The following is a 2,979-nucleotide window of genomic DNA, read 5'->3' on the forward strand; positions in this document are numbered from 1 at the left end:
ACGTGCGGGCCCGGCGTGCGGGCCCTCGGCCGCGTCGCCGAGCACCCGGTGAGCGGGGGTCTCCGCGGCCGCCGGGCGGGTTCTCAGCAAACGTTCAGCGGCCGCGGAGCGGCTCTCCAGGCAGGTGAGCGAGCCTCGTGGTCGTGCTGGACAGAGTTGAGGCCCGCCTGCTGGTGGTGGACGACGAGCCGAACATCAGGGAACTGCTCTCCGCGAGCCTGCGCATGTCCGGCTTCGAGGTCGTGACCGCGGCGGACGGCGGGGAGGCGGTGCAGTTCGCCCAGCGGATCCGCCCCGACCTGGTGGTGCTCGATGTGATGCTGCCCGACATGGACGGCTTCGCGGTGGCCGGTCGGCTGCGGGAGATGGGCGGCCAGATGCCCGTGCTCTTCCTCACCGCCCGGGACGGCGTCGACGACAAGGTCACGGGGCTGCGGCTGGCCGACGACTACGTGACCAAGCCGTTCAGCCTGGAGGAGGTCCTGGCGCGCATCCGGGCCGTGCTCCGCCGTACCCGGGGGGACCTCGACCTCCCGGCCCGGCTCAAGGTCGCCGACCTGGAGCTGGACGAGGAGGCCCACCAGGTCTGGAAGGCGGGGCGGGCCGTGCGGCTCTCGCCGACGGAGTTCAAGCTGCTGCACTACCTCATGGTCAACACCGGCCGGGTGCTGTCCAAGGCGCAGATCCTGGACCACGTGTGGAACTACGACTTCGGCGGTGACGCCGGGGTGGTCGAGTCCTATGTCTCCTACCTGCGGCGGAAGGTCGACACGGTGGAGCCGCGGCTCATCTGCACCCTGCGCGGGGTGGGCTACGTCCTCCGCCCGCCGCAGAATGATTGAACCTTCAGCTAGTATTCAGCTCCGCCTGACCTGGCCCTGAGTTTGATGGGTTCCAATGGGCGGTGCGTGACCCCAGTCCCTCCCGGAACGGCGGCGGGTTCGGGATCGTCTCCAGCTGCGGGGGAGATGAGCCCGGTCCAAGGCCCGCGGGCCGGAGCCGGGAGACAGGCCCCATCGCTCCACCGGGTTCGCCCCCGTGACCCGGTAGAGCGGTGGGGCCCATTCGCGTCTAGGGGCTCTTTCCTCGGGAATGACCCGTTCTATGAAGGAAAGCGACGGTCTGCTGGGAGCGCTCCGGGAACTCCGGCGCCACCTCGACCATGAGCTGTTCCCCCTGGCGGCCGGGGACGCGGCGGCCGACCGGCGGGCGCTGCGGGAGCTGACCGGCCAGCTCGACGACTACCTGATCCCGCGCCTGAGCGCGATCGACGCCCCGCTGCTGGCCGTCGTCGGCGGATCCACCGGGGCGGGCAAGTCCACCCTGGTGAACTCCCTGGTCGGCGCGGACGTCTCCGAACCCGGTGTGCTCCGCCCCACCACCCTGGCGCCCACGCTGGTGACCGCCCCCGCCGACCGGGACTGGTTCGCCGGCCGGCACATCCTGCCCGGCCTGCCCCGGGTGACCGGGAGCGGCTCCGGCGATCCGGGCACGCTCCGGGTGGTCGTGGCGGAGGCGGTCCCGCCCGGCCTGGCCCTGCTCGACGCGCCCGACATCGACTCGGTCGTCACGGCCAACCGCGAGCTGGCCGCCCAACTGCTCGCCGCCGCCGACCTGTGGCTGTTCACCACCACCGCCGCCCGCTACGCCGACGAGGTGCCGTGGGGGTTCCTGCGCGCGGCCCGGGAGCGGAGCACGGCGCTGGCCGTGATCCTGTCCCGCGTCCCGCCGGAGGCGCTCGGCGTGGTCGCGGGCGACCTGGAGCGGCTGCTGGAGGCCAACGGGCTGGGCGGGACCCGGCTGTTCGAGGTGCCGGAGCTGCCGCTGCCCGAGGAGAACGCCCGGCTGCCGCGCGAGACGGTCCGGCCGGTCACCGAGTGGCTGGACGGCATCGCGGCCGACGCGGCCTCCCGGGCCGAGGTGGTGCGCCAGACCCTCTCCGGCGCGCTGGAGAGCCTCGCCGTCCGCGTTCCCGCGCTCGCCGACGCGGTGGACCGCCAGCACGCCGCGGACGCCGAGCTCCGGGCGGCGACCGACGCGGCCTACGCCGAGGGCATGGCCCGCTTCGAGGAGGGCATGCTGGACGGCACGCTGCTCCGGGGCGAGGTGCTCGCCCGCTGGCAGGACTTCATCGGCACCGGCGACCTGATGCGCTCCCTGGAGAGCCGGGTGGGATGGCTGCGGGACCGCGTCGTCGCGCTGTTCACCGGCCGGCCCGCCCCGGAGAGCGAGCTGCGGGTCGCGCTGGAGAGCGGGGTGGAGGCGCTGATCCGGGCGTCGTCCGACAGCGCCGCCGAGCGCGCGCTGGAGTCGTGGGCGGCCAAGGGGGCGGGCCGCGCGCTGCTGGAGCGGGCCGGAGCCGTCGAGGCCGGGCGCCTGGGCCGCTCCTCTCCGGAACTGCGCCGCTCCGCCGAGGAGGCGGTCCGGGGCTGGCAGGGGTACGTGCTGGACCTGGTCCGGCAGGAGGGCGCGGAGAAGCGGACCACCGCCAGGATCGCCTCCTACGGGGTCAACGGGGCCGGACTGCTGCTCATGATCGCGGTCTTCGCCTCCACCGGGGGGCTGACCGGGATCGAGGTCGGCATCGCCGGAGGCACCAGCGTGCTCAGTCAGAAGCTCCTGGAGGCCGTCTTCGGGGACCAGGCCGTGCGCACCCTGACCCTGCGGGCCCGGGAGGACCTGCGCGCCCGGGTCGAGGACATCCTCGCCCGGGAGGAGGCCCGCTTCACCGGTCTCCTCGACGCCGTCCGGCCGCCCGAGGGGAGCGCCCCGGCGCTGCGCGCGGCGGCGGAGGCCGTACGGGAGCACCGGCGGGAGATCCCCGGCGGGACCCCGCCGCGGCCGGGAAGAGGGCGGGTGACCGGTGAAGCTGCTCAGACGCACGGCCCGCGGGAGCGGACCCTCCCTGGACGACCGGCTGACGGCCCTGGCCCAGGCCGCCGGACTGGCCGGCGGGCGGCTGGACGCCGGAGCGGTCGC

At 74.6% G+C, this 2,979-nt stretch carries 2 protein-coding genes; both read left to right on the forward strand.

Annotated elements, in window-relative coordinates; all coding sequences use genetic code 11:
* Window positions 1-137 precede the first annotated feature (137 nt).
* Complete coding sequence (locus ACWJ6R_RS33645) at window positions 138-842, forward strand: response regulator transcription factor (RefSeq protein ID WP_449066085.1); 705 nt, start codon at window positions 138-140, stop codon at window positions 840-842.
* Window positions 843-1,104: 262 nt separating this feature from the next.
* Window positions 1,105-2,979, forward strand: a 1,875-nt coding sequence (locus ACWJ6R_RS33650; RefSeq protein ID WP_449066086.1) for an ABC transporter, incomplete at its 3' end; no start/stop codon positions are given.

The sequence above is a fragment of the Planomonospora algeriensis genome, from assembly GCF_977012225.1.